A 26,633-nucleotide genomic window follows, 5' to 3' on the forward strand; every position below is an offset into this window, starting at 1 on the left:
GCTGAACCATCGGCCGAACGACCTCGCAACCGCGGACTTCGGGCACTAACTTCCCGACGGACCGTTGCGCAGACTTACGGTCATGCAGCTCTCAACGCGACATTCGCTCCACAACATTTGGGCGTTTTAGGTAGCAACCTTGGCCGGAGTTACCGCGACCCTTGCTTTCGTCGGGGCCGCCGGTCTCATGACCGGCGTGCTGGACCCAGGTGACATCGTCACCGACCGGATTCCGTTCGGCAGTAAAGCATTCGGTGGCTTTGCGCTGGCACTGATCGTCGGGATTCCGATGGCGCTGACAACCCCCTGGCGGTCGCCCATGACCCAAGGGCGACCGCCGCCGCGATCGGCACCGGGCTTCTTCTCGTCGCGTGGATCGTTGTCGAGGCAGTCATCATCAAAGAGTTGAGCTGGTCGCAACCAACGTTTCTGGTGGTCGGCGTCGTGTTGGCTGCATTCGGGTTGGTGCGTCATCACCTCGATGGCGGAGCCGGAATGTGAAATCCGGAGTATCCACTCCAGGAGTAACGAGAGCAGAAAGTTGCCCAACCGGCTTCGAATGAGGCCCACCGCATACGAAGGCTCTTTCTTTATTTCACTCCGAGTGCAGTCCGGCGAGCAGAGTCCGAAGCCGCCGCATTCGACACCGTTCATCGCGCCTCGAGGGCCGAAAGTCACTTTGACGGGGTAGCGCCTGCTCGAGCAATTGCATGAACGACATCGGTCGTCGTGAGAATCCCTGCGATTCGGTCACCCTGGCCGACAATCAGCGCATCTGCGCCCGCGAGTTCGAGCACCTGGGCTGCTGCGTCCAGCGAGGCATCGGGGGCGATGAACGGAGCTGGACTGCGCGCGCACACACCGGCACGACCTGCCGACTCTGCGCGCAGATAGAGCTCCCAGAGCGCGTCGCATTCGTAGAGGAGGCCGACACATCTGCCGTCGTGGACTACCGGCAGGTGTCGGACCCCAGCGCCCAACATGGCAGCCAGTGCCTCATGCAGGGTGGCCAACGGTCCGACAGCAACCACGCGCGACGTCATGACCTCGGCTACGGTCGGAACTGTTGGCACAGAACGAATTTCGTCGTCTCGATTGTCCGTCACGAGCGCCCCTCACATCTGGCGGTATGGTCAGGCAGTTCCACGCGTGATGATCAATGGGCAGGTCACGCTGTGCAGCAATGCCTGACTTGTCGATCCGAGCAACAGACCAGCGAAACCACCGCGACCATGACTTCCGACGACCACAAGGCTTGCGCCGGAAGCCTGTTCCGCCAGATTCCGGGCAGGTCGGTCTTTCACCACGATCCGGTGGACCGCTACGTCGGGAAACTTCTCCGACCAGCCGGCGAGACTCTCCGCGAGCGAGACCTCTTCGGTCATCGCAGTCGCGGGCCAGTTGATCGACGGATACTCGAAATCACTGGTGTCGGCCCAGGCGTGCACCGCGACGAGGTCGCAGCCGCGATGGGAGGCTTCGTCGAACGCAATCTCTATCGCCGGCTCACTGTTCCGCGTGCCGTCCACCCCCACAACGACCGGCTTCTTCGACGCCACGAATTCGTCGTCGTCTTGTTCGTGGATGATGGCGACCGGGCAATGTGCGTGCCGTGCGACGGCGGTACTGACCGACCCCATCAGCCCTCGTTTGAAAGCCCCTAGTCCCCCACTGCCGACGACGAGCATACGTGCACTCCGCGACAAATCGATGAGCGTCGGCTCGGCAGGATCATCACTGAGAATCGTCTTTACCTCGGGAATGTGTCGGCCTGCGAAGTGTGCGTCGACGTCGGTCTTCGCACGGGAGAGCACCTTTCGCGCAGCTTCCTGGAGTGGTGCACGGTCGAACGCAGCTTCCGCGACGGCAGCGGCGTAGCCACGAGCGTCACCGCAGGAATTCACAATGTGCAGCGGCACGTGATGTTGTGCCGCCTCGTTTGCAGCCCAGCGCAATGCACTTCCCGACGACGGCGAACCGTCGACGCCGACAATGATCGGCTGACCGGCCATGACGATCTCCTTGTTCCACAGTATCGAGTTCCTCCGAAACGCTAAGCCCGCACGCCCACGTGATACCGCTGTCTTTTGTCACATGAGGTGCGGACCCTTCGTCCCCCTTTTGTCTTTCGAACGCGGGGCCTTCGGCACTGTGGCGACCGGTCGGTGAGGTGTTCGATTGGTAACAAACCAACTGCAGGAGACGGGAAATGCACGCTAACGACGGCGAATTCATGCGGGCCAGTGATGCGTTCTCCTGGTACCAGGAAAACGATCCAGCATTGCGCGCGACGATCGTCTCCATCATTTGGCTCGACAGCTCCCCGGATTGGGACGAGCTCCGCGCCCGCCTGGACAATGCGAGCAGGCAGATCGTCCGGTTTCGGGAGCGAGTCGAGGAACCGCCTGCGAGGCTCTCGACGCCCCGGTTCATCATCGATGAACATTTCGACATCACCTGGCACGTCCGGCGGGTGCAGGCACCATCGCCCGCGAATGCCTCGGCGGTGCTCGAGATCGCTAGAACCGATGCCATGACGTCGTTCGACCGGGTGCGTCCACTCTGGAAAGCGACGCTCGTCGAGGGTGTCGATGGCGACCGCGCCGCCCTGGTGATGAAGGTTCACCACTCCCTCACCGATGGCATGGGCGCAATGAAGCTCGCACCCTTGCTGTTCGACCTTTCGCGGACCACTACCCATCGAGACGAAGCGAGCGCGCCGAAAAGCGATCGGCACGGCCTGCTGCCTGCCAGCATCGCGAACGACGTGGTGCAGACGGCCCGACTGGTGGCCTCGACAGCGAAGTCCGCGGTCGGCGCTGGACCTCGATTCGTGCGAAATCCGGTCACTTCGGTGCGCAATGCAGTCGGTACGGTGACCTCGATCGCCGAGACCGTCGCACCCGTTTCCAACGCGCTGTCCCCGATCATGCAGGAGCGCGGCCTCAGCCGCAGCCTCGACCTCGTCACAGTCGACTTGGCCGACCTCAAGCGTGCGGCCAAGGCCGCAGACGCGACGTTGAACGATGCCTTTCTCGCCGCTGTCACCGGCGGTCTGCGGCGCTATCACGAGCAGCACGGCACCACCGTCGACGAATTACGCGTGACCATGCCGGTCAGCATTCGCAAGGAGGACGACCCGGCAGCCAGCAATCGAATCACGTTGATGCGCTTCCGATTGCCGGTCGCCGATGTCAATCCAGCTTCCCGGATGCACAAGATCGACAAGCAGGCCCGCCGGGCGCGAAACGCACGCTCGCTGCCCTTCACCAACGCCATCGCCTTCGGCCTGGATCTGCTCCCGACCGCAGTGGCCGGAAGCATGCTGAAGCGCGTCGACTTCCTGGCCAGCGACGTCTACGGACCACAGTTCCCGCTGTATCTCGCCGGCGCGAAAGTCACCGCCTACACTGCCTTCGGTCCGACGATGGGCTGCGCTGCCAACCTGACGCTGCTGTCGTACGACGGTGCCTGCCACGTCGGTCTCACCATCGACGAGGCGGCGGTCACCGACCCGAACATGTATGTCGAGTGCCTACGGGCCGGCTTCGCTGAAGTGCTCGCGCTCGGCAAGCCGGAAAAGCCGATTCGCAGGCCGATCGCCGACGGTGAATACCCGAGCTCGTACCGTTCGCCGAACGATCTTCCCGCCGACGCGGAGAAGTAGTGAACAAGCCGCGAAAACTGCCGATCGCCGTACACCCGGCCGGGAATACGTTGTCCGATGACTCGTTCGATCTCGGCGACCGGCGTCGACCGCGACGTCGCCCCGTGCTCGAATCCGATGCCCCTACCGAGCCGAGCAGGCACAGATCTGTCGGATCGCGCGTGGCCGCCTGGTGGAACGCCGATTTCGACTACGAGTGGATGTCAACGTTTCTCGCGCAGCGTCGACTGACGAAGCTCCTACAGTGGTCCGTCGCCGCGTGGTGCGCAGCATTTGGGATTTACGTTGCGCTGCTGCAGTTCATCGTGGGCGAAGTAGTCGACGGGTGGGCTCAGGTCTGCTGGTCGTCATGGCGGCTAGTTCGTTGTATGCCGCGGTTCGGTGGACGGCGAGATCTTGCACGTCACCGCCAGTCGAGCCGAGACCTTTCGTGCGCCTTTGCGTACTTCTGGGACGATCGGCGCCGCAGTGAGGACCAAAGCCTCCTCTGCACCGAGATCGCCATTCGTACTGTGTGGAAAGGCGAATCGACCGCAACTTACCTACTTGGAGAACGTCATGAACGATCCCGAACACGAACGGTCAATCTGCGTCGGGATCGACGGTTCCAATGCCGCGATTCACGCTGCGCAATGGGCAGCGACCGAAGCAACCGCACGAAATGTGCCGCTAGAACTCGTGCACGTCATTGCCACCGACAACGACTACGGGCCCTTGCCTATCGATATCGAACTCGAACGACCATATGCGCGCGAGATTCTCGACGCGGCGAAGTCGGCGGTCACGGCTGGCAACGAATCGGTCAAGGTCGAAACAGAAATCATCACGGGCCGACTACACCCCACCTTGCGCTACCTCTCCGAGTCGGCGGAACTGCTGGTGGTCGGGTCTGTCGGGGTCAGCCATATCCGCCAGTTGCTGATTGGTTCGACAGCGGTCGACCTCGCACACAACGCCCTATGTCCGCTCGTCATCGTCCGCGCCCACCGTGAAGGCTCGATTCCGACGACGGGGCCAGTCGTTGTTGCCGTGGACTATTCAGCTGCCAACGATGCGGTTTTCGGCTTCGCGGCGAAGGAAGCAGCCATCCGCAAGTCGGAACTTCTCGCAGTGCACGCCTGGCGACTACACCTGGGCATCAAGTCCGACGAATACCACCTGTCGGCCCGCGCGCAAGAGGCGCAAGAGTTGCTCGACAACCGAATCAGCAAGTGGCAAAGAATATTTCCCGATGTTCGGATGGATTCACTTGCCGTACAGGCAAATCCTGCGCACTACTTCGAAGACCTGTCCAACACCGCCCAAATCGTTGTTGTCGGTGGGCGGACCGATTCGTCGATGCACCGACGCGCACTTGGATCGGTCGCCAATACCCTTGTTCACCATTCGAAATGCCCGGTATTCGTCGTACCTGGCAAGGACAACGGCTGATCGATGGCGTCGGCGATGACTACAGTTCCCAAACTCGACAAAAGAACCATCGAAGCGGCTGTGGCACTGGCGTGCCGAGCCCCGTCGCTGCACAACAGCCAGCCTTGGCGCTGGGTTGTCGACGGGAATACGTTGCAGCTCTTCGCCGATAGCGATCGGCTACTTCCGTCGACGGACGCATTCGGTCGCCAGATGGTGATCAGTTGTGGTGCGGTATTGCACCACCTCTCGATCGCCTTCGCCGCGGCGGGTTGGACAACGACGATCGCCCGCATACCCGACGCTTCGAATCCGGGACACCTCGCGACGGTGCTCGTCGAGCCCGACCATGCTATATCGGACGACGACGTCAAGTCCGCTACAGCGATCACTCGCCGCAGCAGTGACCGGCTCCCCCTGCTCGCCCCGCCAGACCCGGACGTGCTGGCGACGTCGCTCGCCGCTCTGTTGGCCCATACGGGTACGCAGATCGAACTGATCGATCGGGGTCAACGCTCCGAACTGATCCATGCGTCTGCGCTCGCGGCCAGCCTGCGCGGGCACGATTCGATGTACCAGGAGGAATTGGATTGGTGGGCAGGCGAATCGACGCTCCCTGAGGGAGTCCCCACCGACTCGTTGGTGTCGGCGGACGAACAGGAACGCGTCGCGTTGGGGCGGAAGTTTCCGCCGGGTCGCCCGAACTCGAGACGGGTCGACCTTGCCGATGACCGCGCTGCGATCTTCGTCTTGTCGACTCCCGCCGACGCACGCCTCGATTGGCTCCGGTGTGGTGAGGCACTGTCGGCAGTGCTGCTCGAATGCACAATTCGCGGACTGGCCACCTGCGCGCTCACGCATCTCACCGAGCTTCCCCGAAGTCGCGAAATGATCGGCAAAGTCGCGCGAAACACCGGCGCCCCGCAGGTCGTGATCCGAGTGGGTGTCGCACCGGAACCAGGAGCGGAACGGCTGACGCCACGACGCCCCCTTTCCGAAGTTCTGTTCACGAAAAGGAATATCTGATGCATGCACTGCACGAGAAGAGCGCTGTCGTCACAGGTGGCGCACGCGGAATCGGAGCCGCGGTTGCCCGCGCACTCGTCGATGCCGGTATCGCGGTCTTGATCGGCGACATCCTCGACGAAGAAGGCAAGCAGCTCGCCGAAGAGCTCGGCGACCTCGCGGCCTACCGCCATCTCGACGTGACCGACGAAAAAGATTGGCGCGCAGCACTCAACGAGGCCGAAGAAACGCTCGGACCGCTCGGCGTACTGATCAACAACGCGGGGGTCATCGAATTCGGCGGCGTCGCCGATGGCTGGCCGGCGTCGTTCCGGCACATCATGGACGTCAACGTGTATGGCCCGTGGTTGGCATGCACTTCGCAGCGCCTTTGCTACGGAACAACGGCGGCGGCGTGATCGTGAACGTCTCGTGCACCGCAGGCCTGACCGGCTACCCCGGACTCGCGGCGTATGTGTCGAGCAAGTGGGGTCTTCGTGGGCTCACGAAGGCCGCTGCGCTCGATCTGGCCGCGGACAACATCCGTGTGTGCTCGGTCCATCCCGGCCCGGTCCGGACCCACATGACGGACGGGTTGGACGAAGCCATTGTGGCGGGTCAGCCGATCGGACGATTCGGCGAACCGGACGAAGTTGCGGCGATGATCCGATTCATCGTCGTCGAAGCAACCTTCTCGACGGGCTCGGAATTCACCCTCGACGGAGGCGCTACCACAGGGATCGGCTCGGCAGCGCCGGTGACGAAATGAACGAGTCGCTGGGCCCGCAATCGCATCGCGAACGGGTAGAGCGATTGTGGCGTCGTTCGCCGTGGAACCGGAACCCGCTCATGCGGAACGGCGACCGAATCTCTTCTACGATGCAGCTATTGGGTACCGCAACGATGATCGCGGCGGTCCCGGTGTGCGCGGCGCTCGGAACGAGCAAGTTACACCTCTGCCGCCGATGCCATCCACGCCGAGCGAGAGGCGAATCACACTGTCAGCGCATCGATTGTGGACGTTGAGACAGACCACCGAGCCGACATCACGTGGCAGACGAACGACGTCTCCCGCGTGTCGACCAAATTGTCGCCCCGTCAGCACGAAAAGGTGATGTCGTCACCATCTGGGTCGATGGCGCAGGCGAGCGGGTAGACCCGCCACGCTCCCCGTCGAGTGCCGCTGCGATTGGCATCATGACCGCTATCGCCAGCTACGGACTGCTCGGGCTCGCGGTCGTGGTCGGCCTGCGGCTGACGAGCCTCTGCGTACTCCTGCGGCACGGGCGAAGCTGGAGCCGCGAATGGGCGGAACTCGACTCGGCACACGTGAAGCGACGCGACTGATCGATTCGGTGTCTAGTGCGCCAGAATCGACTCTTGATTGCGGACCGCCCGCGCTGCGCGGGCTGCACATCGTGCCGCGAATTCTTGCTTGCCGACCACGTGCGCGTCGGGCCCAGGAAAGATCAAAGCTTCACGACCAGTGGCGCTCCACCGCACGAGAAACGGCGGTTCGCCCGTTGGCGAGCGCACCTCTTCGATCAGCCCTTCTCGCGCGACGCGACCGAGATTGCCCGTCTCGATGACGAGCTAATCACCTGTGCTGGCCTTCATTGTTCGACTCCTTCGTCGGGACTCATGCGACCAGCCACCATGCGCGTGGCTCGTGATATTCGTTGGCTGGCAACCCTTTTCGATCGCTCAGCCACGCGTCGCGCTCGTGGTCGGGGAGGACGTGAAACTCGACGGATCCGGGTACGCAGACCAACGCGAGAATCTTCGACAGCGCCTCGGCGTAGGACACAGCGCGCTCCGCACCGTCCCACTCGTAGATCCCGCGGTAGACCTCGTGTTCGTCGTGCGCGAGCCACAATTTCGATGCGAAGCCGGGGAACCCCACGAAGAGCGGCGTGTTCAGAATGCTTTCGAGTCGAAAAAGCCAGTGCAACCAACCATGAACCGCACGAAGCCGGAATTCGACCACCAGCACGGCCGGCACGTCATGCCCGACTGTGTCGACAACAGTCTCTCGATAGATCACAGCGCTGGTGCCGTTCGCAAAGGCCAAGCGCTCCCCGACGCGCTCCCGCGGCTGGTGAATCCAGCCTGACGCCGCCAACGCGACGAAGCGAACCATCGAGCGCCCCACTGCGCGCCATGCCGAACGGGTTGAGACAGTGTCGGTTTCGCTCATGTGCCAATGCTGTCGCATGCGCCCGGCAGTGGGCAGAGTCGTACTGCGCGAATGAATCGGCACTCGTGCCCGAAATGGAGTGACTTAAGACCCTTCGGCGCATCGAGGCACGGCGGGCACTCTCGGTGGGGAAATCTCGAAGCAATATGTAGGAGAACCCATGTCCTGGACCCCCGCGGCGCCCGAAGGACGAATTGTCGTCGGGGTGAATGGATCGATCTGGTCGTATGCCGCACTGCACTGGGCAGTCGAGGAAGGGGCGACAACCGGCAGATGCGTCGAGACGGTGACGGTCGGCCACACCGACCCGCCATCCGCGGCACTCAGGCCTGCGGAGGGGCTACTCGAGACGCTCAACAACAACGATTTGTTGGTGCTGGGCAACTCGGGTCGCGGCCGAATTCACGACGCGTTTCGCGGGCCAGTAGCGACGGAGTGTGTGCTGCGTGCACGTTGCCCGGTCACAGTGGTCACGCCGAGCGCTCGACTGCATTTTCGCTCCAAGACGGTCGACTTGCTCGTCGTCCTCGTACTGACAGACTTTTCCCAGCTTGGCGCCTTAAGGTGGCTCGATCGTCTTGATCGAATCGATTGGAGAACTATGGGCCCGACCACGATCAGCGGCATTCCGGCGCATCCACTGCTCGTGCATTTCGTGGTTGTGCTGGTTCCGATCGCCGCAATTCTCACCTTGTGCTCTGTGTTGTGGCCTGCTGCCCACCGCAGACTCGGAATCATCACGCCTGTCATTGCGTTGGTGACTCTCGCTCTTGTGCCGATCACGACGAACGCAGGCGAATGGCTCGAACATCGAGAAAGCCAACCTGGTCCGTTGCTCCGCAAGCATGCGGAGTTGGGCGACCAGCTACTGGTGTGGGCGATCGGGGTGTTCCTCGCGTCGGCGATCTGGTGGACGATGCACGATGCGCGAACGGTCGGCTGGCTGAGTCGTCGCCTCGGTTTCGTCGAATCATTGGCGGCGAATAAGATCGCAAATGTCGTAATCATTGTGGCTGGAACGGTTTTCGCGATCGGATCGCTGATCATGATCTACCGCATCGGTGACAGCGGCGCACAGTCGGTGTGGCACGATCGCGGCTGACGCCGACAGATCAGAATCGGGCACGGCGCGATATGCACCAAGCGCTGGCCGGTAGACCCGAGTACGGTGTCCATCAATTTGTTGTGGGCGTGGCTGCCGATGACGACCAGTCGGGCGTGTTGTGCCAGCTCTGCCAGCACGGTGCCGGGATTGCCTTGGCGCAGAATGCGGCTCACTGCCACGTCGGGATATTTCTCGGTCCAGGCCGCGAGAGTCTCGGACATTCGCGCCTCCTCAGTGCCGGCGTCACCGCCGCGCCAGGTGTGGACTGCCTGGAGAGGGGCTCCGGTCATCGCCGCGTATTCGAAGGCGTGGGCGATCGCATTGTCACCGGCGGGCGTGCCATCGACCCCGACGATCACAGGCATTCGCTTCGCGTGAACGTGCCGCCGACTCTGGCGCCACACTGCCACTGGACATGCGGCGCTGCCGGCGACCTGACGAACCGTCGACCCGACCAGGAACCGCCCCGCTGCCGACCGATCCCCTCCGACCACGACGAGCGACGCCGACGAACTCGCTTCGACCAACGCTGTCCCGGGGAATCCCGGTAGCAGTCGCGTCTCTATGTCGAGGATCGGGTGCCGTCGTCGCAAATCTGCGACGCTACTGCGGAAGATGCGCACTGCAGCAAGACGGTCGGGTTGAGTCAGCACCGTCTCGACCAATTTGTCGTCGTGGTGGGCCAAATACCGTGATTCTTCGAGACACAGGACGAGTACCAGCGGCACCCTGCGGGCCTCGGCGATGTCGGCCGCCCACGCGGCAGCGTGCACGGAACAACTCGATCCGTCGACGCCGACGACGACCGATCGAGGGCCTGCCTGAACGCTCACTGCGTCACGTACTCGACTCTTGTGGGCGGACCACTAGGACCGGGCAATGCGACTGCAGGACAAGGGCATTGCTCGTCGATCCGATCGCCACGCCACGAATTCCGCCTCGACCACGGCTACCGACGACCACAAGTTGCGCCCGGGTGGACCACTCGGTGAGGTGCTCCCGCGGCCCGTCGAGGTAGACGTACTTCTGGACGGGCACGTCTGGGTACTTGTCCTGCCAGCCTGCGAGCCGTTCCGCCAAGATCGCGCATCGAGTCGGATCCTGGTCGGCGACCGGCGCGTGCCGAGCCAGTGCGCCGTGCGTGAAGTCGTTACAGACATGCACGGCGACAAGATTTGTCCGGCGGTTGGACGCTTCGTAGAAGGCGAGTGCGGTGGCCGTCTCGCTGACCGAACTTCCGTCGATTCCGACGACAACCGGCCGTCGACTCGGCCGTGTGTCACCGCGCGCGACGACGACCGGACATTTGCTGTGGCTCGCCACTGCGATTGCCGTCGATCCGATCGAGTGCGCCGCAGCAGGCTCACCCAACGTGAGCTGATACGCAACTTCCGACAACCGGACCAACGTCGCCACGGGTGTCTCCGATGACAATTCAGTCGACACAACCAGCTCTGGATCTTCCTCTGCCGCAATGGTTGACGCGCGATCCACTATCGTGCGTCCGCCTGCTCGGAGGGCATCGATCACCGCAGGCGCATCGAGGTAGGCATCGGCGAACGACGATCCGAGCGACGCCAACGCGAGTGCATGCACGAGGTGCAGCGGCCGGTGGCGAGCTGACGCCAGGCGGGCAGCCCACCGCACTGCCCGTTCGGCGGACGCGGATCCGTCCACGCCCACCACCACGGCGCCCTGGGGTGATTCGATCCGAGGAAAGCTGTCATGAATGCTCATCTGGCGTCAGCCCTGAATCTGTTGTGCCACTTCGCTGTCAAGCACGCTGGCCTAGGCTCGCAACCGTGATCGGTTGGAGATCGACATGGCGAACACCGTTTACGCTGCGCGCCAGCGTCGCGACGACGCGCTGTTCTGCATCGTCGGCGAATCCTCCACGAATCGTGACTCTGCCCTCTGCGACGTCGATCGCCCATGCGCGTCGACTGCCCGCAAAGTCGTCCAGGAGCGCGCGGATGTTCGATGCGATTGTCGCGTCGTCATCGATCAACGCTCGCAGTACATCTCGACGCGCGACGATGCCGACCAACAGTCCAGCCTCCACCACAGGGATCGACCGCAACCTGCCGTTGAGCATTCGCACGGCAATCGTGCTGATGTCCGAACGCGGCGTGACAGTCTCGACAGGAGTCGTCATCGCGGCCGCAACGGTCGTAGCTTGCTCGCCGGGCCCGGCAGTCAGTGCATCGGATTCGGAAAGAATTCCAACTACGCGCCCATTTTCGTCCACGACCGGCAACGCCGCGAAGCCCGACTCTACGATCGAAGCGGTTGCGTCTCTCAGCGATGTTTCCGGCGTGGTCGTAACCACCGGCCGAGTCATGATGTCCCGTGCGTGCATCGAATTCACCCAATTCTTTCGTGCTGGTCTCCGCGCAAGTGCGGACTGCAGCGATCGCTGCGTTGGCATCCAGCCTGCCGTGGGCAATTCGGCACGGGTAGGGTCCGCAGGCCCGTAGACCCGACGACTTTCGTCCTCGACCGGTCGGCCGCAAATACAGCGGCCCGAAGGGTTGTCGCCGACTCCTCTACTCTTTCGCGTCGCTGTCGTCGTCGGCCGACTCCGTCGGTGTGGCTTCGGGATCAGGTGAAATGAAGTCGTGCCCGTCGTCGGTTTCGTGGTCCGCCGACGAGTCGGTCGGGTCGGTCGATTCAGTGATCATGACGATCCTCGGGAAGTCGCGGGCGATCTTCAGGCACACGGCGGGGCGGGTATCGGGGCAGGTGATGATGCTCCCGACAAACTCGAAAGGTCGCCGATGTCCCGACCATACATTGCCTCGTCCGACGGGATCTGCCCCTAAATGTTTGAAAATCCAGCGATCTGGAGAACTTGAGCGAAAGGGGCCGAAGCAAACGGGGCGACTGCCGACGTGCGTCACACCCGCCGACTGAAACGACAGGAGAGACGATGACCGAGACCGACACACGGATCCGGTGTCGTTACCTGTCACTGCAGGGCGCAGACTCCCTGCTGCTGAGCGCAACCGCGACCGCCGTCAACGCCGCGAATGCCCGTAGCCTGCTCACCGAATGGGCACACCGGCACGATGTGCCGTCCGAGCTCATCGCCGATGTCGTCTACGCCGCGTACGAGGCAATCGCGAACGTGGTCGAACATGCGTACTCCGGCGGCGCGGGATCCTTCACACTGCGCGCCGACGACACCCCGCACCAGCTGTGCGTCACCATTTCCGACACCGGATCCTGGACTCCCCCATCCCCCACGCCTGGCTGGCGGGGCCGCGGCATCCCATTGATCCGAGCCCTCGCCGACAGCGTCCACATCGGGTCGGACGACGCAGGCACCACGGTGGAGTTGTACTGGCAGAAGTGAGCCGCCGCCGAACCTGACGGCACGCCATACTGCGGCGCGACCTCCGAAACGCGCGAACGGATAGCCGTTTACATTGTAAACGCGAGCGCCTACTGTGGAGTAATCAGCCAGCGGGAGCTATCGCACGAAGGACAGGCGGCCCCGCGAGTTTGCCTGCATTCGCAGACTGGGCCTGCGACCCCTCGTCGTGGACGGACGCTTGTTCTGCGAAGGAGTCACACAGATGTCGATTGAGATGCCATTGATGAGGAACACCAACGTGCTCGATCTGATCGTCCTGTCCGGCGAGCTGGACCTGCTGACTTGCCCCGCACTGCTGGTGAAGCTCCAAGCCCGAGCGCGTGCTGGACGCCAATTGGTCCTCGATCTGTCTGAAGTGAGTTTCTTTGGTGCGACAGCTATGGCGCTGGTAGAGCAAGTGCAACTGGAGTCGATAGTCGCGGGCGGATCGGTTCGTTTGGTGGGAGTGCCACGGCAGATCATGCGAGTGATGACCATGATCGGTTTCGACAAAGTCGTGCCAATCAGCAGTAGTGGCGGCGAGCAACTACTTGATTTCGATCGATCTGCGAGCGTGTACTTGTAGCACCAGCTTGTTGGAGTCCCCAGCCCACGCGGCGAGGCGTCATACGGAGGATTCGACATGATTCGAGCCGACAATCGCACCTTGGAAGTCGTCATGGAACGACGGCGGCACAGGTTGTTCAGGCAACACCATCACCCGGCTCGGTCGGTCCGACGAATGCAGGCCCACCTCGCGCTGGAGAATCACCTCTTCGCGGCAGGCTGACTCCTACGTCGCGTAACTCCACTCCGGTGCAGCAATCGCACGTTCGAGCGCGGCCCGGTTCGATCGGATGAATTCGATGTCCGCCTCCAGCAGGGCGACGAAGTCGGCGACCGGCGCACCTGTTCGCTGGGATGCGGAAATCATCTCGCGCACGGACCGAGCGATTCGTTCGCAGATCTCGTCGACGAATCCGTCACGATCGGTCAGACCGTATGCGTCGAGGAATTCGCTCAGGCGTCGCGCGATGTCGGGTCGGCTCGTCCAACCCCGGTGCGCTGCGTGAGCTGGAGCATGCAAGCCTACGACCTGCCACGCCGCGTAGGCGAGATCCTGTCGGCGAGTTGTCGGACCTGCCTGGTCCCAATCGATCAGCGAGTGGACGCGGCCGGCCGAATCGGCGACGACGTTCGCAAGACTGACGTCGTTGTGGCCGATGATCTCCCCGGGTAACAGGTCGCGGCAGCCGCTGCGCCACTCCATTCCCGGAGTTGGTCGGAAGCTCTCGACCGCGTCGTGAAACCGTCGCATCAGACGCGCTGTACGGACCAAGTTCGACTCGGAGCGGCCCCAGCAGGGCCAGCCGGCGACGCCACCGCACGTTTGCCCCTCGATGAAGGACAGCACCTCGAAGCCGTCCTCGTCGGTGCCGAGAACTCGCGGTGCGCCGTCGAATCCGACCGACTCGAGGTGCTTCAACAGCTCGTGCACAGCTGGCGTCCATGGGCCGGATTCCCGGCGAACGGTTCCGCCGTGGCGGTAGACGGCCCCACCCCAACCGCCAACCAACCGTTGGCCTCGCTGGGTGTTCGATCGACATTGGGTGGTAGCCATCATGTCCCTCGCTGCGACTCGTGGTCTTCTCTTGAAAACAACGCTATGCAGGGAGAACGCCCGCAGGGAGGTTCGAAACGGCGCAATAGTTACTAGAAGTGGCAATGACCCGATCGGCAGCGCCGAACACCCGTTGGACTACCTTCGAATCGTGATCGTCGACCAGTTCCGCCTTTCCGGTGCCTGGAATTTTCGCGACCTCGGCGGGCTCCGAGCCGACGACGGACGCGCGTTGAAGCCCGGAGTCGTGTTCCGTTCATCCGAACTCTGCGCCCTCGACGACGACGGCCGGAGCGCCTTGCTCGAACTCGGCGTGACCGAGGTAGTCGACCTGCGCGGCACCAACGAGGTCGCGTACAACGGTGCCGACGCGCTCCCCGATGGCGTAACCCTGCACGCGAAACCGGTGCACGACGACGAAAACAAGGCGGCCGCACCGCACGAGCAACCGCAGAAACTCACCCCCGAGGTCGCCGAAGCCGCCCTCGAACACGCGTACACCCGCTTCCCCGCCCTCGAAGGCGGCCAGCGCGCTCTTGCGCACGCGATTCGGCTGGCCGCCGATACCGACGGCGGCGTGCTGATCCATTGCGCTGCAGGCAAAGACCGCGCTGGCTGGATCATCGCCGCGTTCCTGCGCGCTGCCGGAATCAGTGCCGACGACATCCTCGCCGACTATCTGCGTAGCAACGACGCGATCGCGCCATTGCGGGCCGTCGTGGTTGCGCGAAACGGTGATCTCACCCAGGTGTCGGACAAGGTGCTGGGCGTCCACGAAGACTTCATCCGCGCGGCGTGGGATGTCGTCGACCGCGACTACGGCGGGTTCGACAACTACCTCGACACCATCGGCATCGACGCGGACGTGCTCGCCCGCCTCCGCGCGAGGCTGCTCGACTAACTTCCGAAACAGCACAGACAGTCGAGGGCGCCGACCATCTCACCCGGTGATGTCTCGTCCGATGAGGCGGCGAGCAATGATCCACTGCTGCAATTCGTTTGCTCCTTCGAAGATCTCGAGGATCTTGGCGTCGCGGTACATCTCCTCGAGCCGCACGGATTCACCGGTCTCGCCGACTTGGCGAGCAAAGCCGAGCGCACCGTGGATCTGGATCGCCTCGCGGACCACGTCGTTGGCCAGACGGGTGCCGTAGGCCTTCGCCATGGCGGCTTCTGGTTCGGCAGTCGCGTCACCGCGATCCAGCAGAGTCGCGGCCTTCTGGTAAAGGCTTCGGGCACATTCGATTTCGGTGGCACGCTGAGCCATTTGGAATTGCCAATGCTGCATCGCGCCCAATGGCCGACCGAACACTTCGCGATGCTGCAGCCGGTGGACCGCGAGGTCGAGTGCAGCTTGCGCAACGCCGACTCCCGCTGCGCCGATCCCTATCCGACCACGCACCAACGCAGACAGTGCAACTGCCATCCCACGCCCGAAATCACCGAGCAGGTTCTCGCGCGGCACGTGGACGTCGTCGAGCACGATGTCGGCCGTGATCTGACCGCGATGGCCCATTTTGAGGTCGGGCGTCCCGATTCTGACACCGGGGCTGGAGAGATCGATCAAGAGCATGTGCGCGCGAGTGCCGTCGTGCCCGGCGCGCACGAGCATCGAAACCCACCCGGCCACAACACTGTTGGTGATCCACCGCTTCCGTCCGTTGACGACGAAGCCGTCGGCGGTCTCTTCGGCGTATGTGGTGAGCCGCGCGGCGGTGAGGTCGCTACTCGTCTCCGGCTCGGTCGTTGCGAACGCGAAGGCCTGCTCTCCCGACACCAGAGCCGGGATCAGAGCGTCTCTGAGCGGCTCGGCGGCGTGCGCCAGGGTGGCGGGCACCAGAATGCACTGGCCGTCGTACACGCCTGCCATGGAGGAAGATTCGTAGGCGATCTCCTCCGCGACCGTGCACGTGGCGAGCATCGGATACTCGAGCCCCGGACCGAATGCGCCGCCGAAGGGCACCGCGAACAGTCCGTCGGCGGCTAGACCGCGAAAGGCCGTCCACGGGAAGCTGTCCCGCGATTCCTCCCGGCTTCCGATCTCGCGAGCGACGGGTGCGAGGTGTTTCGCAACCGATGCCCTTGCGCGCGTACGCAATTCAACGGTCTCTGACGGAAGGAACACGTCGTGAGACATGCGGTCCTGAGTGCGTGCAACGACAGACATGGGGCTCCATTTCGAGCATATTCGGACGATCGTCCGATTAGTATAAACTAACGATCGTCCGATTCGGTAGGCTTGGGTCGTGGACGACACCGATACCAAGGCCGAGCGCACTCGCCGGCGCATCCTCGACGCCGCTGCCCACGAATTCGCCGTGCACGGTTACGGCGGCGCCAGTTTGCGCCGCATCGCGGCCGCCGCAGAACTCAAAGTCGGCAGTTTGTACTTCCACTTCAAGACCAAAGACGACCTCGTCGGGGCCGCGCTTGCCGACGGCGTCGAGTCGGCCCGCCTTCAACTCGTCGCAGGCCTCCGCGCAGTCCCCGCAGATGCCACGCCCCAGCAGCGGCTTCGCGCCGCCATCCGCTCGCATTTGGACGCATTGCACGCCAGTGACGACCGCGCCACCGCTGTCGTCCGCATGGTCGACACACTCCCCCCGAACCTCCGCGCAGCACACAGCACCAGCGAGCGACGGTTCGGCCGCGTCTGGCTCGACATCCTCCGCAAGGGGCAAATCGACGGCTCGGTCAGACCCGACGTCAACGCCAGGGTGTTGCGGGATATCGTCGTCGGCGCACTCAACAGCACATCATCGGCCAACCCCAACACGTTGAAGGACCTCGCACAGTTCGCGGACACGCTCGCCACGCTTGTGGCGCCCCCGCCAGCAGCTATCCCGTCAGGTCGACGATGACCTTTCCTGGGTGCCCGTTGGGGAACGAATCTACGAACGCCGCTGGGAGCTGCTCGAATCCGCGCAACACCGATTGCACGGCCTCGAGCTTGCCTGCACTCATGAGTTCTCCGAGCTGGGCTTCGACCCCGCGTGCACGGTTCATGTAGTCCAGGACTATGAAACCCTGTGTGCGAACGCGTTTGGTGAGTAGTAGCCCGAAGTTGCTCGGCCCGGCGGGACGCTTCGCCATGTTGTAGCCATCGATCAATCCGCACAACGCGATAACTGCGTGATTGTTCAGCCGTGCGATGGAGGCCTCGAACATCTGGCCACCGGAGTTCTCGAAGAGCCGGTCGATGCCGTCCGGAGTCGCTTTCTCGAGCTGATCTCTCCAGTCACTGGCCTTGCGATCGACAACGAAGTCGGCACCCAGGCTCGTCACCAGATCACATTTCTCGTTGCCGCCCGCGATGCCGACAACGCACGCACCCGCCTCCTTCGCGAGCTGGACGGCCACGCTCCCGACAGCACCGGATGCTCCGGAAATCAAGACTGTCTGTCCCTGCTCCGGTCGCAGGATGTCGCAGACCCCAGCCCATGCCGTCAGGCCGGTCATGCCCAGGACACCGAGGTAGTGCTCCAGAGGAACACCCGCACGCGGCGTAATCCGGTCCCACTCGGCGTCGGGTGACTCGACCACCTGGCGCTGCTGCCAACCGACCAAGCCGCGAACGACTTCACCCACGGCGAAGGCACTGTTGCGCGATGCGGATACTCGAGCGAGTCCGAATGCACGCACCGGTGCCCCGATCTGGACAGGGGGTAGGTAACTGGGCCGGTCATCCAGCCAACCCCTGATGGCCGGGTCGATGGAGATGAACAGGGTCTCGAGCGCGACCGCACCGGGACCGAGTTCCGGCGTCGCGACCCGCTCGACACGGAAGTCATCTGGGCTCACATGTCCGTCGGGACGTTTAGCAAGAACGATCTGCTGCGATGTGTTCACGATGTCGATCACTCCTAAGGTCTTCAACGACGTTAGGAGTCGGGAATGGTGCGTTCTTGGTGGTAAACGCACGGCGCTCGACACGAGCGCAGGGCCGCCGAGCGGACGATCCGAACCAATGCGCCTGACGAAAGAAGCACGCGCACACGACCAAGACGTGACCTTGATCACATCCTAATTTCGGTTGGACACGGGCTGCACGCCGCGAGCCCTCCCCTACCGATATCGGAGTTGACCCATGAACGACACACGCGCCGACCGACCACTCCAGATCGCCGTCACCATCGACGACTTCGTCCTATGGGACGGCGTCCCCGCTGTCGACGACGTGTCTCCGACCGACACCACGCGGTCGGTAGCGAAGACCCTCAACGAATACGGCCTCACCGGGACCTACGGGTTTTCGCACACGTATCGGCTGGACAACGAGCCCGAGCACATGGCGGCATTCGACGCTTGGGCCGAAGCTGGGCACCATCTTGGCAACCACACTCATCAGCACGCCCCGCTGCGGTGGATGTCCGACGACGCGTTCCGGAACGACTTCGAAATCGCCGAGAAGTACATCGGGCATCTCATCGAAGCGGCACCGTCGAAGTACTTCCGGTACCCGATGGACATGTCGTCGGGATCGGAGCGACGACGGGGTGAGGTGGAGGAATACATCGGCGCGCGTGGCTACCGCAATGCGCCGATTACCAGTTGGTTCAGTGACTTCGCCTTCATCGTTCCCTACTTTCGTGCGGTGACGCTCGGGGACAAGGAATTTCAGGCTCAGATACGCAACCTCCACGTGTCGACCGCGGTCGACATGCTCTATCGACATGCAGACACGGCCCGCACACTCTTCGGTGCTGATGCGCCTCTCATCTGGCTTGTGCATGGCACCCCCATCTCGCGCGACACCCTCGCTCCGATTTTCGAGGCGTTTCTCGAGCGCGGGGTGGAATTCGTGACCCTCGATGAGGCCATGAAGCACCCCATGAACTTCGGGATGCCGCCCTGCGCGGAGAGCTTTACGAACCATCTCCAGAGGTTTGCGCTAGCTGCCGGAATACCCAAGCCCGAGCTCGACCTCGAGCAACTCGGCGAGATCATCAACTTCGCGCCCATCCCTGGGATCGACACGATGTCGACTTACGAGGAAGGCCTGTTCAAGCCACTAGCGAAGCGGGTTGGCGCCGAATACGACTGGGATTGGTCCTGAGCAGCCAGTTCGTTCGTCGCATACCCGTCGTCACTCGAAAGCAGGATCATGCTCAACCTGGCCACCACACTTGCCGACACAGCTCGCCGTGAGCCGTCGAAAACTGCCGTCATCGAAGGTAACCGCCGGCTGACTTTCGGCGAGGTCGATGCAGCAGCAAACAGCGTCGCGTCATACCTCCTCGAACGAGGGCTCAGCTCCGGCGATCGCGTAGCGCTCACCATCCCGAACGTCGTGGAGTTCCCGATCGTCTACTTCGGCATCCTGAAGGCAGGCGGTGTCGTCGTGCCCCTCAACACGATGCTCAAGCGAGATGAGGTCGCGTATCACCTTCGCGATTCAGGCGCGAAGGCCTACTTCTGCACAGGTCACGGACCGGAACCTGACGCGTGGCGGGGATTCCAGGACGTCGACTCTTGCGAACAGCTCGTCACCATCAGCGCTACGTCACCCGGCCTGGGAGTCGGAACAAACCTGGCCGATGTTCTCGTCGACCATCCCACTGAGGACATCCTGCACCCGACCGAGGCCACAGATACTGCGGTTGTTCTCTACACCAGTGGGACGACAGGCAAACCGAAGGGCGCTGAACTCACCCACGCGAACATGGTGCTCAATGCCGTCGTACACAACAATTTGTTCGACGCACGACCCGACGACGTCCACTTGGTCACCCTCCCGCTTTTCCATTCGTTCGGCCAGACCGTGCAGATGAATGCGGGATTCGCGAGGGGCATCACGTTGGTCCTCCTGCCCAAGTTCCATGCTGCCTCGGCTCTGGAGCTGATAGCGCGGCACCGGGTGACCATTTTCGCGGGTGTCCCGACCATGTACTGGGCACTGCTCACCGAATCCGCGGAAGCTGGGAACGATGTCGACCTCGCAGGCCTGTTGCGCATCGCAGTCTCGGGTGGGGCGGCAATGCCCGTCGACGTGCTGAAACGGTTCAACGCCGTCTTCGGTATCGGGATCACCGAGGGCTACGGCCTTTCCGAAACCAGTCCAACGGTCACGTTCAATCCACTCGAACGCCCGAACCGGCCCGGATCGATTGGGATGCCGATCTGGGGAATCGAGGTGCGGCTTATCGACGAGCAGTGGAACGAGGTTCGGGCGGGTGAGCGTGGCGAACTCGTCGTCCGCGGCCACAACGTCATGAAGGGGTACCTCGGGCGTCCGGAAGCAACGGCCGAAGTCTTACGCGACGGATGGTTCCGCACTGGCGACATCGCAACGCGCGACGAAGACGGCTACTACTACATCGTCGATCGCGCCAAGGACCTGATCGTGCGAGGCGGCTTCAACATCTACCCGCGCGAGCTCGAGGAAATGATCATCACGCACCCGGATGTCAGCCTCGTGGCCGTGGTCGGGGTCCCCGATGACCGAATCGGCGAGGAGGTAAAGGCTTTCGTCATCCGTGAGCCAGGATCGACACTGACGGACGAAGAACTGATCGCCTGGTGCCGCGAGCGGTTGGCCGTCTACAAGTGCCCCCGGTTGGTGGAGTTCCGGGACGCATTGCCGATGAACGCCACGGGCAAAGTGCTCAAACGGGAGCTGCGGTGATCCGATCGTTGCTGTGGGCGATGCAGCGCATTACCGTCGTCGTATATGACCGCGGTCATTCGCGGTCTGGAGGCGCGAAAAGAGGTGTCGTTGTACACCGTTGAAACGCTGCACAGCGACCAGCATCGCCGTCACGAGCGCGGTGACTGGTGGCGTGATCAGGTTTCTTCGATCCACTGCCCGATGACCTTCGACCTCGCGAACAACTATCGAGGCAAGCTGGAACACCAACGCTCGGACACGTATCAACTTGTCCGTTGGTGGGGCGACTCCGAGGTCATATCGCGGGGCAACTCCGATATCCGCCGTCATCCGCACGACGCCTACGAACTACTCGTGCCCGTCCGGGGCGAATTGGCCCTCCGTCAGGGCGATCGTGAGTCGACGCTGACACCGACAGTCATGGCTCTCACGTCACTCGACAGCGCGTTGGATCTCAGCCACGGTGACGGATTCTCGTCTGTTGCGTTTGTGATGCCGCGCGCACGGGTGGATGCCCGGATGCCGGTGCTGCCGCCGCTGGGCACCATCTTGGATGCAAGCTCCGGACTGGGATGCATCGTTGTCGACCTTGTCATGAGCTTGCGCAGGCAGCGTCACGAGCTGACTGGTGCCCAGTTCGACATCATCGCCGACCGCGTCGTGGACCTCCTAGCGCTTGCGTACAACGCCGACACTGCGTCTCGGTCGGTGGCGGTGCAGGAAGGGCTGGTGTCCGCCATCCGTCGCGTCGTACGAGAAAATGCACACGACCCTGACCTCACCGGCGCTGGTGTGGCGAAACGCCTGGGCTGGTCGCTCCGGCATGTTCAGGCGCAGTTGCAGCGGGCAGGCACGACACCATCAGAGCTCATTCGCGAGGAGCGCTTAGCTCTCGCCAGATTGCGTCTACAGGATCGAGGCTGGAGCCACCAGAGTGTGACTCAGGTGGCCTATTCGTCTGGGTTCCAAGATCTCAGCACCTTCAGCAACACGTATCGGCGCGCCTTCGGTGAACGCCCGTCCGACACCCGCTCGGCAGCGGCGGCCGACTGAGGGCAACCACGCTGACTTGGTCGGGTGGTGCGCTGCGCGCAATACAATCGGTGTGCGCTGAGCGCCAAGAGAACTCGATACGTGTGCCCCTAACGTTCGAAGCATGAAGACATCAACGGGCTCCGACGCCCGTCCGGCGTACGACACCCTCTTCGCCGTCAGCGGTCGAACTGCCGTCGTGACTGGAGGCTCGCGCGGAATCGGCGCCATGATCGCTCGCGGCTTGGTGTTGGACGGCGCCCACGTCGTGATCACCAGCCGCAAAGGTGACCAGTGCCGTGCAACTGCTGAAGCCATCAACGCTGAGGCAGATTCTGTGGGAACAGCCGGCAGCTGCAGCGCTGTGGTCAGCGATCTGTCATCAGCGGAGGGCGTAGCCCGGCTGGTCGTATGGCTCGCCGAGCACCTCGAGCGAATCGACATCCTGGTGAACAATGCCGGCGCCACATGGGGTGCTCCCCTCGAGGAATTCCCCCTCGCCGGTTGGACGAAGGTATTGAATACCAACCTCATCGCGCCGTTCTACCTCGTTCAAGGAACACTGCCGCTCCTGCGCAACGCGGTCCTCCCGGACCGCCCCGCGCGTGTCATAAACATCGGCAGCGTCGACGCATTGATCGCACCTCAATGGGACAACTACTCCTACAGTGCGAGCAAAGCCGGATTGCACATGGCCACCCGCCACCTGGCGAAACGGTTGGCCTCCGACGGCATCACAGTCAACGCGATAGCCCCTGGACCGATTCGCACGGACATGCTCGGACACATCGCGGCGGACGCCGGGGTCGAGGCCGACCTCCTTGAACGAGTGCCGTTGGGCCGCTACGGAAACAGTGACGACCTGATCGGAACTGTCCGGTTCCTGGCCTCGTCCGCTGGCTCGTATCTGACCGGCACTGTCATTCCGCTCGATGGCGGGATGTCCGGCTGCGCTGGCTGAGCGCAGACCTCCTTCATTCCTTCACCTCCCCTTCTCATTTCAGGAGTTTCATCATGGCCGTCATCGCTTCCATTCAGTTCGGCTACGTGGCCGGGGGACCCCAGTCGTGATCGTCTTCAACGGAATTGCTGAACTTTACGACTCGGTGGGCTCCCCGCTCGGGACGTCGTCATGGCACACAATCACCCAGAAGCTGATCGACGCATTCGCAGCTGCGACGGGTGATCACCAGTGGGTTCACGTCGATCCCGTGCGTGCAGCGAATGGACCATTCGGAAGCACTATCGCTCATGGGCATCTTCTGACCTCGATGATTCCCATGCTCGTGTGGGAGGTATACGACGTCGACGGCGTCCGAATGGGAATCAACTACGGCTCGAACAAGATTCGGTATCCGACTCCTGTTCCGGTTGACTCGCGCATTCGGGCGGTGGTTGAGATCGCCGGACGTACGCAAGATTGCGGCGGGCGTCCAGACAGTCACGTTTGTCAAGATCGAGCGCGAGGGTGTCGACAAGCCGGCCTGCGTTGCCGAGGTTGTCAGCTTGTACGTCCCCAACCGGTGACTCTCATCGAGCCAGTCCCAATCGGCACCATTCCCGGTTGATCGTCGCAACTTCCGGTGCCACGGTCTGGTAGTACGCTTCGCCAATGACTCGCGGTCGCGTCCTGTCGCTGGTCGCCGTGGTTGCGGCATTGCTCGCGCCTACGTCGGCTTCGGCCGCACCGAGTGCGCACTTCTACACGCCACCGACTTTGTCGAGTCAAGAACCAGGCGCGATCATTCGAAGTGAACCGATGAGCGCCGTACTCGACCCCGTTGTTCGCACTCCGTACGACGCGACCGCGACGAGAATCATGTACGTCAGCACCGACCTCGACGGTGCTCCGATTCCTGTGACTGGATCGGTCATCACTCCCAATCGACCGTGGGACGGCGCTGGGCCGCGCCCTTTGGTGAGCCTCGCGCCGGGAACGTACGGGCAAGGTGATCGCTGCGCGCCGTCCCATGCGCTGGAAGGCGGCTACTTTCTCGACGCCGCCACGCTCGGCGCGCTACTTGCCCGCGGTGCGCGGGTAGTCGTCACCGACTATCGCGGCCTTGGGACGACGGGATCGCCGACCTACCTCAACCGGGTCCAGGCTGCGCACGCGGTTCTCGATGCGGCGCGGGCCGCGCAGAACCTGTTCGGCCCCGGCCCTGTTGGCATCGGCGGCTACTCGCAGGGCGGCTTTTCCGCTGCCGCGGCGGTCGAGCTCCAGTCGGAGTACGCACCGGAATTGGCAGTCGTCGGCGCGTTCGCAGGCGCGGTCCCAGCCGATCTCACAGCGCAATTCAGGTCGGGAGGCGAGTTGCTGAAGCCCATCTACCTCGACTTCGTCAGCGGACTCATAGAGGCGTACCCACCGGCAGCGCAAGCGATTCGAGCCCATTTCAACGGGAAAGGTCTCGATGTTCTGCTGCGCACGCAGACACATTGCGACAGTGACAACCCGACGGAGTTCGACAACGTGACGACGCCGGAGTTGACGAGCGACGGCCGACCTCTGATGGAGGTTTTCGGCGAAGAGCCTTTCGCCTCGCTGATTTCACGGCAGCGAATCGGCCTGACGCCACCACGCGCGCCGGTGTTGTTGTTCCATGCCGCCGGTGACGACACGATCCCGGTAGAACAGGCACGCGAGCTCGCACGCCTGTGGTGCAGCGAGGGCGCGACCGTCGACTACACCGAGATCCCAGTTCCTCGAGTACTTCCCGGAACACAACTGATGCACGCGCTCCCCAGTTTCGCGGCGAGCTGGCTCGGCGCCGATTACCTTGCCGCTCGGTTCGCCGGCGTCCCCGCCCCTTCGACGTGCCAGGAGGCCGGGCGTTGATCCGACGGCTTGCGATCGTGGCTCTGATCGCGTTGTCGTGCGCAGTTCCCGCGCAGGCAGAGCCGCTGGCCCGACCTGGGGCGGTCGTCGATGTCGTTCCCCTGCAACGTGATCGATGGCTACCAGGTGCTGCTGACGCGTCGCTCGTCAAGTACTGGACGACCGGACCGCTCGGCACACCCGCACTGAGCACGGGAGCGATCTGGATTCCGCCCGGCACTCCCCCGCCAGGCGGCTGGCCGGTGCTCTCCTGGGGACACGAAGCCACCGGGCTCGGCGACGACTGTGCACCGACGGTCAACGGTGACATCAACTTCGACTACCTGCAGCGCTGGCTCGCGCAAGGCTATGCCATCGTCGCCACGGACTACGTCGGGCTGGGTACGCCAGGCATCCACCCGTACCTGGATGGCCGGTCCGAGGCGCACAGCGTCATCGACATGGTCCGCGCGGCGCGTGCTGTGGAGCCCAGTCTGTCGTCGCGTTGGGCCGCATTCGGGCAGTCGCAGGGTGGGCAGGCCGCACTGGTAACCGCTTCGATGGCAACGACTTACGCGCCCGATCTCGATTTCCGTGGCGCGGTCGCCACCGGGCCACCGTCGAACCTGGAAAACCTTGCATTCCTCGGCGGACCGGGCTTTCCAGACGTTCCAGTGAAAGGCTTCAACGTCTACGTCACCTACATTCTCGCGTCGATGCGCGCGGTTCATCCGGAGCTCGACATCGACAGCTACCTCACCCCATTCGGCCGCACAGTGCTCGACGAAGTCGAGACCATCTGCATTTTCGAGGCAGCGGACAGGCTTGAAGGCATCGGGATCGGAAGTCTGTTGTCCCGGCAACTTGACGATCCGAAACTTCTTGCGGCGCTACGCGATTGGCTGGCGATTCCGACTCGGGGCTATGCGCGGCCGTTCTTCATCGGTCAAGGCCTGCTCGACCCCACTGTCCCAGCCCCTTTGACTTTCACCCTTGCATCGGAGCTCGCCACCAACGGCCAGCCGATGACGTTCCGGACCTACCCGACCGGCCACAACGCCACGACGATTGCCTCGCTGCCCGATGCAACGGATTTCATGCGACAACTGTTCGCACGCTGATCTAGTTGAAAGGGCAAGTTTTCACTATCGGCGTCCGCGACACCAGCCGTAGGCCCATACTGACTGGCGAGACCACTAGCAGATCGGGAGAAGAGAATTGATCAACTCGAAAGTTGCCTCCGCAGCAGCGGCGCTCCTGTGTTCAGCCGCGCTCATAGGATCACTTGCCGCGTGCTCCGACGATGACAAAGACACAAAGGCGAGCTCCAGCACCACTGCCGGAGCGTCGACGACCGGCAGCGCGGATTCTTCCGTCACACCGGCGGCCGGCAAGTCGAGCGTGAAAGTCGACGGCACCGCCTGGGAGGGCAACTACTCCTCGAAGTGCACGAAGGTCGGCGACACAACCGCCCTCTCGATCTATGAAGCGAGCGGCGATGCGCGCAAGGGTGGCGGCGCCACCATCAACGGTGCGGACACCGTCGTGTCAGTCGGCCTCGGCGAATCCAGTTCCGGACTCGGCTACTCCCTCGGCGCGCCAGGTGTCGCCCCGGCGAAGGTCGTCAAGGACGGCAACACCTTCACCGTGACCGGCGAAGCATTCGGCGCCGACCTCGCGAACCCGACGCAGCCGAAGAAGTCGACCTTCGAAATCGTCTTCGCATGTGACGCGGTCACCGGCGGGTAGTTGAACAGGTGTAACGAATTCGACGGTCCTGGGCACCTTTGTTCGTACGCCTCGCCGCTACGGACCG

Annotated in this window: 30 protein-coding genes and 1 pseudogene; 20 read left to right on the forward strand and 11 right to left on the reverse strand. The window is 63.1% G+C overall.

Going from position 1 to position 26,633, the window contains the following annotated elements; genetic code table 11:
- Positions 1 to 139 precede the first annotated feature (139 nt).
- Positions 140 to 409 (forward strand): hypothetical protein, encoded by a 270-nt coding sequence (locus tag FGL95_RS02760; RefSeq protein ID WP_169584632.1) that lies wholly within the window; start codon positions 140 to 142, stop codon positions 407 to 409.
- Between the two features lie 265 nt (positions 410 to 674).
- Here FGL95_RS02760 and FGL95_RS02765 read toward each other — a convergent pair whose 3' ends face one another.
- Positions 675 to 1,106 carry a CBS domain-containing protein gene (locus tag FGL95_RS02765; RefSeq protein ID WP_169584633.1) on the reverse strand — a complete coding sequence of 144 codons (432 nt, stop codon included), beginning with the start codon at positions 1,104 to 1,106 and terminating at the stop codon, positions 675 to 677.
- A gap of 27 nt (positions 1,107 to 1,133) precedes the next feature.
- Positions 1,134 to 2,012: a universal stress protein gene (locus FGL95_RS02770; RefSeq protein WP_169584634.1), complete on the reverse strand. Its 879-nt coding sequence runs from the start codon at positions 2,010 to 2,012 to the stop codon at positions 1,134 to 1,136.
- A 197-nt stretch (positions 2,013 to 2,209) separates the two neighbouring features.
- Here FGL95_RS02770 and FGL95_RS02775 point away from each other — a divergent pair, with 197 nt between their 5' ends.
- The 5 genes and pseudogenes from FGL95_RS02775 to FGL95_RS02795 all read left to right on the forward strand — a co-directional run bounded on the left by FGL95_RS02775 (position 2,210) and on the right by FGL95_RS02795 (position 7,429).
- On the forward strand, positions 2,210 to 3,667 hold the full coding sequence (locus FGL95_RS02775) for a wax ester/triacylglycerol synthase domain-containing protein (protein ID WP_169584635.1): 1,458 nt from the start codon (positions 2,210 to 2,212) through the stop codon (positions 3,665 to 3,667).
- Between the two features lie 558 nt (positions 3,668 to 4,225).
- Positions 4,226 to 5,098 carry a universal stress protein gene (locus tag FGL95_RS02780; protein WP_169584636.1) on the forward strand — a complete coding sequence of 291 codons (873 nt, stop codon included), beginning with the start codon at positions 4,226 to 4,228 and terminating at the stop codon, positions 5,096 to 5,098.
- Positions 5,099 to 5,113: 15 nt separating this feature from the next.
- Positions 5,114 to 6,103 carry an Acg family FMN-binding oxidoreductase gene (locus tag FGL95_RS02785; protein WP_206071391.1) on the forward strand — a complete coding sequence of 330 codons (990 nt, stop codon included), beginning with the start codon at positions 5,114 to 5,116 and terminating at the stop codon, positions 6,101 to 6,103.
- A pseudogene (locus tag FGL95_RS02790) lies at positions 6,103 to 6,851 on the forward strand (SDR family oxidoreductase). The gene FGL95_RS02785 and the pseudogene FGL95_RS02790 overlap by 1 nt, the downstream one beginning before the upstream one ends.
- Positions 6,852 to 7,279: 428 nt before the next feature.
- Positions 7,280 to 7,429 carry a hypothetical protein gene (locus FGL95_RS02795; RefSeq protein ID WP_169584638.1) on the forward strand — a complete coding sequence of 50 codons (150 nt, stop codon included), beginning with the start codon at positions 7,280 to 7,282 and terminating at the stop codon, positions 7,427 to 7,429.
- A 12-nt stretch (positions 7,430 to 7,441) separates the two neighbouring features.
- Here the strand turns inward: FGL95_RS02795 and FGL95_RS02800 are convergent, their stop codons facing one another.
- Together FGL95_RS02800 and FGL95_RS02805 are read right to left on the reverse strand one after the other, a co-directional pair.
- Positions 7,442 to 7,669 (reverse strand): DUF1918 domain-containing protein, encoded by a 228-nt coding sequence (locus tag FGL95_RS02800; RefSeq protein WP_169585202.1) that lies wholly within the window; start codon positions 7,667 to 7,669, stop codon positions 7,442 to 7,444.
- 52 nt (positions 7,670 to 7,721) lie between these two features.
- Complete coding sequence (locus FGL95_RS02805) at positions 7,722 to 8,279, reverse strand: hypothetical protein (protein ID WP_169584639.1); 558 nt, start codon at positions 8,277 to 8,279, stop codon at positions 7,722 to 7,724.
- A gap of 160 nt (positions 8,280 to 8,439) precedes the next feature.
- Here FGL95_RS02805 and FGL95_RS02810 point away from each other — a divergent pair, with 160 nt between their 5' ends.
- Positions 8,440 to 9,381: a universal stress protein gene (locus FGL95_RS02810; RefSeq protein ID WP_169584640.1), complete on the forward strand. Its 942-nt coding sequence runs from the start codon at positions 8,440 to 8,442 to the stop codon at positions 9,379 to 9,381.
- Here the strand turns inward: FGL95_RS02810 and FGL95_RS32835 are convergent.
- From FGL95_RS32835 to FGL95_RS32715, 4 genes are all read right to left on the reverse strand, one after another.
- Positions 9,330 to 10,217, reverse strand: a complete 888-nt coding sequence (locus FGL95_RS32835; protein WP_169584641.1) for a universal stress protein — start codon at positions 10,215 to 10,217, stop codon at positions 9,330 to 9,332. The genes FGL95_RS02810 and FGL95_RS32835 overlap by 52 nt on opposite strands.
- Before the next feature lie 4 nt (positions 10,218 to 10,221).
- Complete coding sequence (locus tag FGL95_RS02820; RefSeq protein ID WP_169584642.1) at positions 10,222 to 11,121, reverse strand: universal stress protein; 900 nt, start codon at positions 11,119 to 11,121, stop codon at positions 10,222 to 10,224.
- 37 nt (positions 11,122 to 11,158) lie between these two features.
- Positions 11,159 to 11,743, reverse strand: a complete 585-nt coding sequence (locus tag FGL95_RS02825) for a CBS domain-containing protein (protein ID WP_169584643.1) — start codon at positions 11,741 to 11,743, stop codon at positions 11,159 to 11,161.
- 187 nt (positions 11,744 to 11,930) lie between these two features.
- On the reverse strand, positions 11,931 to 12,065 hold the full coding sequence (locus FGL95_RS32715) for a hypothetical protein (RefSeq protein WP_277351727.1): 135 nt from the start codon (positions 12,063 to 12,065) through the stop codon (positions 11,931 to 11,933).
- A gap of 248 nt (positions 12,066 to 12,313) precedes the next feature.
- Between FGL95_RS32715 and FGL95_RS02830 the strand changes: the two genes are divergently transcribed.
- The 3 genes from FGL95_RS02830 to FGL95_RS02840 all read left to right on the forward strand — a co-directional run bounded on the left by FGL95_RS02830 (position 12,314) and on the right by FGL95_RS02840 (position 13,529).
- On the forward strand, positions 12,314 to 12,739 hold the full coding sequence (locus FGL95_RS02830; RefSeq protein WP_169584644.1) for an ATP-binding protein: 426 nt from the start codon (positions 12,314 to 12,316) through the stop codon (positions 12,737 to 12,739).
- Between the two features lie 259 nt (positions 12,740 to 12,998).
- Entirely contained in the window at positions 12,999 to 13,325 is a 327-nt protein-coding gene (locus FGL95_RS02835; RefSeq protein ID WP_169584645.1) for an STAS domain-containing protein, read from the forward strand.
- A gap of 57 nt (positions 13,326 to 13,382) precedes the next feature.
- Positions 13,383 to 13,529, forward strand: coding sequence for a hypothetical protein (locus tag FGL95_RS02840; RefSeq protein WP_169584646.1), 147 nt, complete (start codon positions 13,383 to 13,385; stop codon positions 13,527 to 13,529).
- A 3-nt stretch (positions 13,530 to 13,532) separates the two neighbouring features.
- Here the strand turns inward: FGL95_RS02840 and FGL95_RS02845 are convergent, their stop codons facing one another.
- The gene (locus tag FGL95_RS02845) at positions 13,533 to 14,237 is read right to left on the reverse strand and encodes a phosphotransferase (protein ID WP_338079682.1); all 705 of its coding nucleotides are present in this window, start codon (positions 14,235 to 14,237) and stop codon (positions 13,533 to 13,535) included.
- 274 nt (positions 14,238 to 14,511) lie between these two features.
- On the opposite strand from FGL95_RS02845, the gene FGL95_RS02850 reads away from it, so the two are divergent.
- A complete protein-coding gene (locus FGL95_RS02850) occupies positions 14,512 to 15,261 on the forward strand; it encodes a tyrosine-protein phosphatase (protein ID WP_338079683.1) in 750 nt (249 codons plus the stop codon).
- 39 nt (positions 15,262 to 15,300) lie between these two features.
- Here FGL95_RS02850 and FGL95_RS02855 read toward each other — a convergent pair whose 3' ends face one another.
- The gene (locus FGL95_RS02855) at positions 15,301 to 16,527 is read right to left on the reverse strand and encodes an acyl-CoA dehydrogenase family protein (RefSeq protein ID WP_240962642.1); all 1,227 of its coding nucleotides are present in this window, start codon (positions 16,525 to 16,527) and stop codon (positions 15,301 to 15,303) included.
- Positions 16,528 to 16,606: 79 nt separating this feature from the next.
- Here FGL95_RS02855 and FGL95_RS02860 point away from each other — a divergent pair, with 79 nt between their 5' ends.
- Positions 16,607 to 17,221 (forward strand): TetR family transcriptional regulator, encoded by a 615-nt coding sequence (locus tag FGL95_RS02860; RefSeq protein ID WP_169584648.1) that lies wholly within the window; start codon positions 16,607 to 16,609, stop codon positions 17,219 to 17,221.
- Here FGL95_RS02860 and FGL95_RS02865 read toward each other — a convergent pair.
- Positions 17,199 to 18,209: a zinc-binding dehydrogenase gene (locus tag FGL95_RS02865; RefSeq protein WP_169584649.1), complete on the reverse strand. Its 1,011-nt coding sequence runs from the start codon at positions 18,207 to 18,209 to the stop codon at positions 17,199 to 17,201. The genes FGL95_RS02860 and FGL95_RS02865 overlap by 23 nt on opposite strands.
- Before the next feature lie 238 nt (positions 18,210 to 18,447).
- Between FGL95_RS02865 and FGL95_RS02870 the strand changes: the two genes are divergently transcribed.
- The 8 genes from FGL95_RS02870 to FGL95_RS02905 all read left to right on the forward strand — a co-directional run bounded on the left by FGL95_RS02870 (position 18,448) and on the right by FGL95_RS02905 (position 26,566).
- The gene (locus FGL95_RS02870; protein WP_169584650.1) at positions 18,448 to 19,416 is read left to right on the forward strand and encodes a polysaccharide deacetylase family protein; all 969 of its coding nucleotides are present in this window, start codon (positions 18,448 to 18,450) and stop codon (positions 19,414 to 19,416) included.
- Positions 19,417 to 19,464: 48 nt separating this feature from the next.
- The gene (locus FGL95_RS02875) at positions 19,465 to 20,985 is read left to right on the forward strand and encodes a long-chain-fatty-acid--CoA ligase (protein ID WP_169584651.1); all 1,521 of its coding nucleotides are present in this window, start codon (positions 19,465 to 19,467) and stop codon (positions 20,983 to 20,985) included.
- Positions 20,986 to 21,030: 45 nt separating this feature from the next.
- On the forward strand, positions 21,031 to 22,020 hold the full coding sequence (locus FGL95_RS02880) for a helix-turn-helix transcriptional regulator (RefSeq protein WP_169584652.1): 990 nt from the start codon (positions 21,031 to 21,033) through the stop codon (positions 22,018 to 22,020).
- Between the two features lie 103 nt (positions 22,021 to 22,123).
- Complete coding sequence (locus tag FGL95_RS02885) at positions 22,124 to 22,960, forward strand: SDR family oxidoreductase (protein WP_169584653.1); 837 nt, start codon at positions 22,124 to 22,126, stop codon at positions 22,958 to 22,960.
- The gene (locus tag FGL95_RS02890) at positions 22,932 to 23,567 is read left to right on the forward strand and encodes a MaoC family dehydratase (RefSeq protein WP_338079684.1); all 636 of its coding nucleotides are present in this window, start codon (positions 22,932 to 22,934) and stop codon (positions 23,565 to 23,567) included. Before FGL95_RS02885 ends, FGL95_RS02890 begins: the two co-directional genes overlap by 29 nt.
- Before the next feature lie 44 nt (positions 23,568 to 23,611).
- Positions 23,612 to 24,838: an alpha/beta fold hydrolase gene (locus tag FGL95_RS02895; protein ID WP_169584654.1), complete on the forward strand. Its 1,227-nt coding sequence runs from the start codon at positions 23,612 to 23,614 to the stop codon at positions 24,836 to 24,838.
- Positions 24,835 to 25,938, forward strand: a complete 1,104-nt coding sequence (locus FGL95_RS02900; RefSeq protein WP_206071395.1) for a lipase family protein — start codon at positions 24,835 to 24,837, stop codon at positions 25,936 to 25,938. The genes FGL95_RS02895 and FGL95_RS02900 overlap by 4 nt, the downstream gene beginning before the upstream one ends.
- A gap of 97 nt (positions 25,939 to 26,035) precedes the next feature.
- On the forward strand, positions 26,036 to 26,566 hold the full coding sequence (locus FGL95_RS02905; protein WP_169584656.1) for a lipoprotein LpqH: 531 nt from the start codon (positions 26,036 to 26,038) through the stop codon (positions 26,564 to 26,566).
- The last annotated feature ends 67 nt before the right edge of the window (positions 26,567 to 26,633 follow it).

It is taken from the genome of Antrihabitans stalactiti (genome assembly GCF_012932915.1).
Lineage (GTDB): Bacteria > Actinomycetota > Actinomycetes > Mycobacteriales > Mycobacteriaceae > Antrihabitans > Antrihabitans stalactiti.